This window comes from Synechococcales cyanobacterium T60_A2020_003 (genome assembly GCA_015272205.1).
Lineage (GTDB): Bacteria > Cyanobacteriota > Cyanobacteriia > RECH01 > RECH01 > JACYMB01.
In genome coordinates, this window is record JACYMB010000363.1 from 1 (window position 1) to 5,591 (window position 5,591).

A 5,591-nucleotide genomic window follows, 5' to 3' on the forward strand; every position below is an offset into this window, starting at 1 on the left:
CTCATCTGAATTCTGCTTGCTGCTTTCCTTTTTGGATCAATTGGATAAAGTCGAGCTCAGGGTTTCCGGACAGATAAGTTTTGAACCACAAAATCTTTAAATTTTGCATTCAGGCGAGCGATCGCCCCTTTAGGATATCCAGATCTGCAACTTCTTTTGTGATGCCAATACGCCAATGTTGGGACACTGACCAGAAGTCGCAGATCTCAGAGTAAGGCGATCGCCCCTTGATCCTCTTCCTAAAAGGCACCATCGCCAAAATTTGCGTTTCAGTAACAATTTCAACACTCCCTCATTCCTCTTTATAGACTGGAGGTACATCAGCGATATTCCTAAACAATCAGGAGCCTACCCCCCATGTTTCAGCAACTCTCAGGCCAGCCGCACTTGGTTTGGTTAGCTGTAGGCTTAGTGGGCTTAACCCTGGGAATGCTCGTTGGAGAACCCAGTATTATCTCCTTGGCGATCGCTGCTCTGATCACCTCTGTCATTGCCCTAACCGTTCCGTCGGTTGCGGTTCAAGTATTGCTCTGGGGCATCTTATCCATTTGCCTTGCATTAGTCCTGCGAGGCCTCGAACCCCGTGAATCCCAAGAACTCCTACCCTTCCCCGAAGCCAAAGTTTACGAAGCCATTCCGCCTGGTGGAGAAGGCTACGTTTACTACAGCGGTTCCAACTGGCGTGCCCGTTGTCAGATGTCCGATGTCGCCATTGATGTCGGTGCATCCGTACTGGTCGTGAGTCGTCAAGGAAACACCTTAATTGTGCTGCCCAGTTCCCTACCTACGCCGCCACCTCGCTAAGATTAAGCATAGAAAGCGATCGCCCTAATACAGGTGATCTGAGTTTCGGTAAACTAGATGTAGCGTTATATGGCAGCAGATGGGCGATCGCTCTACAATAGCGGCAAAAGCCGGATTCGGCTCACGCTCACGATTCCGTAGGAGATAAAGCGGTATGGAAACGATTCTGGGTGCCCTCGTTATCCTCGTTGTGGGTTACACCATTGGGTCGGTCAAAATCATCAATCAAGGCAACGAGGCACTGGTCGAACGTCTCGGTCGTTACCACCGTAAGCTCCTGCCCGGTCTCAACTTTGTGGTACCCATTCTAGACACCATCGTCTGGCAAGACACCACGCGGGAACAGGTGATTGACATTCCCCCCCAAGAAGTCAACACCCGCGACAACATTACCTTGACCGTAGATGCGGTCGTCTACTGGCGAATTCTAGAACTAGAGCGCACCTACTACGCGGTAGAAGATATTGATACCGCTCTGTCTAACCTGGTGATGACCACCCTCCGCGCCGAAATTGGGCAACTCGCGCTGGAAGACACCTACTCTTCGCGTGCCAAGCTGAATGATACGCTGCTTCGTCAACTCGATGATGCCACAACACCTTGGGGAGTTAAGGTGCTGCGGGTAGAGGTGCAAAACATTAATATCCCTCAACGTGTGCGGGAATCTCTAGAACAAGAGCGCGCCGCTCAGAGCCGTAAGCGGGCGACCATTGCAGAGGCAGAAGGACGAAAACAGGCTCAAATTGAAGAAGCAGACGGGACGGTTGAATCCATCCGTCGCATTGCCAGTGCGATGGGGCAAAGCGAGCTGACGGAAGTGCTGCGCTATCTTCTGGCTCAAAAATATGTTGATGCGAACTATCGTCTAGGGTCAAGCGAAAACTCGAAAATCGTTTTCATGGATCCCAAGGCATTAACAGAGGCTATGTCTGAACTCATCCTGCCCGATCCCCGTATGTCTAACTTCACCAATTCCCCTGGCAACCCAGCTCCCCCTCCTGCCAAGGAGCCTCCCACCAGCGGAGACGCATAGCGCCAATCCCGGCTGGGGAATACGCTAGAGTGAAATACAATGATCGTTCTGACGTTTTTCTGGCTAGCCTGCATGACTGCTTCCCCCTCAGCAGACAATATCGACTTTCGGAAACAGCGACGCACGACCCAAACCGATTGGCGACTGTTTCTACGCCTTATGCCCTATGCCATGGAAAGTGGGCGTAAGCTAGCCATTTCGATGGTTTTGCTACTACCGCTGGCCTTAGCCGATGCCATCCAGCCGATTCTGATTGGAGAGGCCGTCTCCCTCATTCGCCATGAGCCAACCTTGAGCTTTCTAAAGGGGCGATCGCTCTCCTCTGGTCTCAATATCTTGATTGCCCTCCTTGCGGTTACGATCCTGACCCAGTTGGTGTTGCGAGGGTTGCAGTCCTATCTTGTCCAGGAGGTGGGACAACGGATCACCGCTAGCATTCGCAACGATTTGTTTGATCACGTCACGTCGTTAGCCTCTCGCTTTTTCGATCGCACTCCCGTTGGTCGGTTAATTACCCGATTGACGAGCGATGTGGATGCTCTAGGCGATGTGTTTGCCACCGGAGCCATTGGCATCATTACCGACTTGGTCACGATGCTCGTTATCTTGATCATTATGTTTGTGCGGCAGTGGCAGTTAGCGCTGATGCTGTTATTACTCCTGATCCCGATTACAGGCCTGGTGATCTACTTCCAGCAGCAGTACCGCATCGCCAACTATCGCGCCCGCGAGGAACTGTCGGCTCTGAATGCCAACCTTCAGGAAAATATCCTCGGCGTAAATGTCGTGCAATTGTTTCGTCGAGAAACCTTCAATAGCGAACTCTTTCGGTCAACCAATCAGCGCTACATCACGGAAGTCGATAAAACCATCTTTCACGACTCTGCCATTTCGGCCACGTTGGAGTGGATCTCGATTGTGGCGATCGCCGCTGTGTTATGGCTTGGCGGCATCCTGGTGTTGCAAAATAACCTGAACATCGGGATTCTCACCTCTTTCATTCTCTTTGCCCAGCGCTTGTTTAATCCCCTGCGTCAGTTTGCCGAAAAGTTCACGGCGATCCAGGCCGGACTCACCTCCCTCGAACGGTTCCACGACATTATGAGCGAACCGATCGAAATCCGCGATCCCGAACCTGTAACGGCTCAAGCGGCCTTGGCAAACGCTCAGGTACGCGATCCCCTGCCCACCACCCATCAACTCCCCGCAGATGTCGATCAGCCTAGAGCGATCGCACCTCCCGTCCCCAGCGAGATTCGGTTTGAGCACGTCTGGTTTGGCTATAAACCGGATGAATATGTCCTCAAAGACCTCGATTTCACGATTCGTCCCGGTGAGAAAGTCGCCCTGGTTGGCCCCACTGGAGCAGGAAAAAGCTCGATCATTCGCCTCCTCTGCCGACTCTATGAAATTTCTAAGGGACGGGTGCTGCTGGATGGCGTCGATATCCGCGATATGCCCCAGGCAGAACTGCGGCGACGGATGGCGGTGATTCTCCAGGATAGCTTTTTGTTTGCCGGAGATGTAAAAGGCAACATCACCCTCGGGGAAGACTACTCCCTAGAGGCCGTCCAGCAGGCTGCCGAGCAAACGAACGTCGCGGCCTTCATTGAACAATTGCCCCAAGGGTACGACACCTCCCTCCGCGAACGGGGAACCAATCTCTCCGGTGGACAAAAACAGCTCCTCGCCTTTGCCCGTGCTGCCATTCGCAATCCGTCTATCCTAGTCCTGGATGAGGCCACCGCCAACTTGGATGTGGGCACTGAGGCCAAAATTCAGGAGGCTCTCGAACGGCTCCTGGTCGGACGAACGGCCATTATCATCGCGCACCGCCTATCTACGATTCGCAATGTCGATCGAATTTTGGTGTTGAAGCACGGTTCTCTGGCGGAGTCGGGTAGTCATGAGGAGTTGCTGGCACGAGGGGGACTGTATACGAGTTTGTATAAGCTGCAAATGTTGGAGCAGTAGGAGTGGAGGGGTGATGGGGTGATGGGGGTGTGGGTAGGTGCGCAGGTAAAGAGGTGGAGAGTTTGGGGGAAGAGAGGGGCGATCGCTCAGTGGTGAAGAAGGCGGTGATTCCGGCGGCGGGGTATGGGACGCGGCTGTTTCCAGCTACGAAAGCGATTAAGAAGGAGTTTTTTCCGGTTGTGGATCGGGAGGGACGGGCGAAGCCGCTGATTTTGGCGATCGCGGAAGAAGCTTTAAGTGCCGGGATTGAGTCAATCGGTATTGTGGTGCAGGCGAGCGATCGCCCCCTCTTTGAAGACTTTTTCAAAACAGAACCCACCGGAGACTATCGCGCCAAGCTGTTGCCCAAATATGCCGACGAACTAGACGCCCTCCTCGCCATCGGTCAGCGCATCACCATGCTGACCCAAGACACTCAGGATGGTTTCGGTCATGCAGTCTACTGTGCTGCGGATTGGGTCGCTGGTGAACCCTTTTTACTGATGCTGGGCGATCACGTCTATCGGTCGAATCGTTCCGACTCCTGCGCCCGTCAGATCGTGGATGCGTATCAAACGGTAGGCATGAGTGTGATTGGGGTTGAAGCAGCTCCCATTACGGACTGTACCCATCGAGGCTGTGTGACAGGAAGATGGCGATCGGGTTCATCCTCCCTCCTCGACATCACAGAAATTTACGAAAAACCAACCGTCGAGTACGCACAACAGAATCTCCGCATGGAAGGTCTATCTGATGAGCATGTCCTAGCCGCATCCGGACTCTACCTGCTTCCACCGGAGATTTTTCGCTATTTGGAAGACGATATCCGTCACGATCGGCGCGATCGCGGCGAATTTCAGCTCACCACCTGCTTAGAAAGCCTACGGCGCGATCGCGGAATAGCTGCCTACCTCGTCAATGGCCGTTCCTTCGACGTCGGTCAACCCCAGTATTACCGTCAAACGATTATGGGATACGGCCTACCCGAATAAGCAAAGACATCGAACCTCAAAGCCCTCTTCACCCCCTCACTCACCTACCCCATCACCTCTCCGCCGCTTCACCTCTCTACCTCTTCACCCCAAAATCCCCCGATCGCCAAATACTCACAATCAACCACAGCCCAATAAAGCTAGCCGCCGCAAATAGAATTTCACTGAGAAGCTGAAGTTGAGGAACTTGAGCTTGCGTAGAGGCGATCGCCGCACCTACCACCAGCGCTCCCACTAACGTACTGAGCGATCGCCGATTTGCCGCTTCATCCACCGTGCGACTTAAGGTTTCAATGGCAGGAACGTCAATGTTAAACTTCTGCGTTTCCATGCTCAGCCGTTCAAGCAGGAAGCCAAGCTGACGCGGCGATTCCAGGGATAAATTGCGAAACTCAACAGCAGCTCTCAACAAGGCCAGCAGCGGATCGTCCCCCACAAGCTGCTGCCGAAACAAATCGGTCATTAAGGGGCGAATCTCATCCAGCACGTTGATCGACGGATTAAACTGACGTGCCGCTCCCTCTAGGTTTGCCAGCGATTTAGTGAATAGCCCAATATTTGACGGCCACCGCAGATGGTTTCGAGTCGCCGCGTGGAGAATCTCGCTGAACGCCTCCGCCGTATTTAACTCTGACAAGCTTAGGTTATAGTAACGACTGAGCAGCCGACTGTATTCACTCTCTAGCTTCAGGAGATCAACTGGCTGCATTGGCTCAGCGAGTTGCAGGGTAAGTTGGGCGCAGCGCTGGGCATCACAGCTCACAATCGCCAGCATCATCTCTGTGAGTGCGGTGCGCGTTTGGGGATTC

Annotated in this window: 5 protein-coding genes; 4 read left to right on the forward strand and 1 reads right to left on the reverse strand. The window is 53.3% G+C overall.

The window, feature by feature from the left end:
- The first annotated feature begins 357 nt into the window (after positions 1–357).
- From IGR76_17685 to IGR76_17700, 4 genes are all read left to right on the forward strand, one after another.
- The gene (locus IGR76_17685; protein MBF2080289.1) at positions 358–804 is read left to right on the forward strand and encodes an NfeD family protein; all 447 of its coding nucleotides are present in this window, start codon (positions 358–360) and stop codon (positions 802–804) included.
- Between the two features lie 154 nt (positions 805–958).
- Positions 959–1,837: an SPFH/Band 7/PHB domain protein gene (locus IGR76_17690; protein MBF2080290.1), complete on the forward strand. Its 879-nt coding sequence runs from the start codon at positions 959–961 to the stop codon at positions 1,835–1,837.
- Positions 1,838–1,909: 72 nt separating this feature from the next.
- Positions 1,910–3,811: an ABC transporter ATP-binding protein gene (locus tag IGR76_17695; GenBank protein MBF2080291.1), complete on the forward strand. Its 1,902-nt coding sequence runs from the start codon at positions 1,910–1,912 to the stop codon at positions 3,809–3,811.
- Positions 3,812–3,873: 62 nt separating this feature from the next.
- The gene (locus IGR76_17700) at positions 3,874–4,782 is read left to right on the forward strand and encodes a UTP--glucose-1-phosphate uridylyltransferase (protein ID MBF2080292.1); all 909 of its coding nucleotides are present in this window, start codon (positions 3,874–3,876) and stop codon (positions 4,780–4,782) included.
- A 76-nt stretch (positions 4,783–4,858) separates the two neighbouring features.
- Here the strand turns inward: IGR76_17700 and IGR76_17705 are convergent.
- On the reverse strand, positions 4,859–5,591 hold a 733-nt coding region (locus IGR76_17705; protein MBF2080293.1), incomplete at its 5' end, for an AarF/ABC1/UbiB kinase family protein.